Annotated in this window: 2 protein-coding genes; one reads left to right on the forward strand and one right to left on the reverse strand. The window is 73.2% G+C overall.

All coding sequences use genetic code 11. The annotated features are described in order from the left end of the window. Positions 1 to 981: DUF885 domain-containing protein (locus tag AB0I76_RS29755; RefSeq protein WP_357042417.1), on the forward strand; the 981-nt coding region annotated here is incomplete at its 5' end. Positions 982 to 997: 16 nt separating this feature from the next. Here the strand turns inward: AB0I76_RS29755 and AB0I76_RS29760 are convergent. Next, positions 998 to 1,500 (reverse strand): NUDIX domain-containing protein (locus AB0I76_RS29760; protein WP_357042420.1); only part of this gene is annotated, 503 nt, incomplete at its 5' end.

Here is a 1,500-nt window from a genome sequence, read left to right on the forward strand (position 1 = left end):
CCGCGCCTCGGCCGCCGCCGGTGGGAGGCGCGGCTCTGGCACACCCTCGACACCGAGCTGGGGGCCGCCGAGATCCAGCGCCGCGCCTGGGCCAACCTGGACCGGGTCACCGAGGAGATCCGCGCGGCGGCCGTCGAGCTGGTCGGTGGTCCCGCCGACGACGAGACGGTACGCCGGGCGCTGGACCTGCTCGCCGCCGAGCACCCCGACAACGGGACCATCGTGGACCTCGCCTCGGTCACCCTCGACGAGGCGAGTGACTTCGTCCGGGCGCACGACCTGGTGACGCTTGTCGACGACCCGTGCGTGATCCAGGAGATGCCGGAGTTCGCACGGGGTGTCGCGGTCGCCTACTGCGACTCGCCGGGACCGTTGGAGACCGCGGCCCTGCCGACCTTCTACTGCATCGCGCCGACCCCGGAGGACTGGCCGGCGCACCGCGTGGAGTCCTTCTACCGCGAGTACAACGACCACATGATCCGCAACCTGACGGTGCACGAGGCGATGCCGGGGCACTTCCTCCAGCTCGCGCACGCCCGCCGGTACGTCGGCTCGACCCGGGTCCGCCCGCTCACCGAGTCCGGCGTGTTCATCGAGGGCTGGGCGGTGCACGCCGAGGAGGTGATGGCCGGCCTCGGCTTCGGTGGTCTGCCGGTGCGGATGCAACAGCTCAAGATGCAGCTACGGATGACCATCAACGCGCTGCTCGACCAGTTGGTGCACTGCGAGGGCATGACCGAGGCCGACGCGATGGCGCTGATGACCGGGCGCGGCTTCCAGGAGGAGGGCGAGGCGGCCGGCAAGTGGCGTCGGGCGTTGCTCACCTCGACCCAGCTGTCCACGTACTTCGTCGGGTGGAGCGAGATGGCCGACATCGCCCGGGCCCGGCCGGACGGCGTGTCGGTGCGGGACTGGCACGACGCGATGCTCGCCCACGACTGCCCACCGCCGCGCCACCTGCGCACCCTGCTCGGCGTGTAGGGAAGGGCACCGCGGGTCAGACCGGCGCGGTCGCGTCGATCAGCCAGCGGGAGATCGAGTACGCCGGGGGCAGCTCCGCCGGCAGTGCGTCCAGCGGGAAGAACCGCGCCTCGCTCAGCTCCTTCCCGTCCACCACCGGCCCGGCGGCAGCATCAACAGAGCGGGCGGTGAAGCCGACCAGCAGCGTGCCCGGGCCGGACATCGCCCACGGCTGGCTGCCGAAGTACCGCAGCCCGTCGACGGTGAGCCCCACCTCCTCGCCGACCTCCCGCCGTACGGCCGCCTCCAGCGTTTCCCCGGCGTCCACGAACCCGGCCACCAGGGCCCACAGCCCGGTCGGCCCGTACGCGTGCCGGACCAGGAGCAGCTCGTCGGGGCGGCCGGCCGGTCCGGGGCGGGTGATCGCCACCAGGACGGCGGCGGAGAGCTGCATCGGCACGTACAGGTCGCAGTCGGGGCAGCGCCGCGCGGACTCGCCCGGCACGTCGGCCAGCTCGGCCCGGCAGGCGCCGCACCACC

The sequence above is a fragment of the Micromonospora sp. NPDC049799 genome, assembly GCF_040656655.1.
Classification (GTDB): Bacteria; Actinomycetota; Actinomycetes; order Mycobacteriales; family Micromonosporaceae; genus Micromonospora.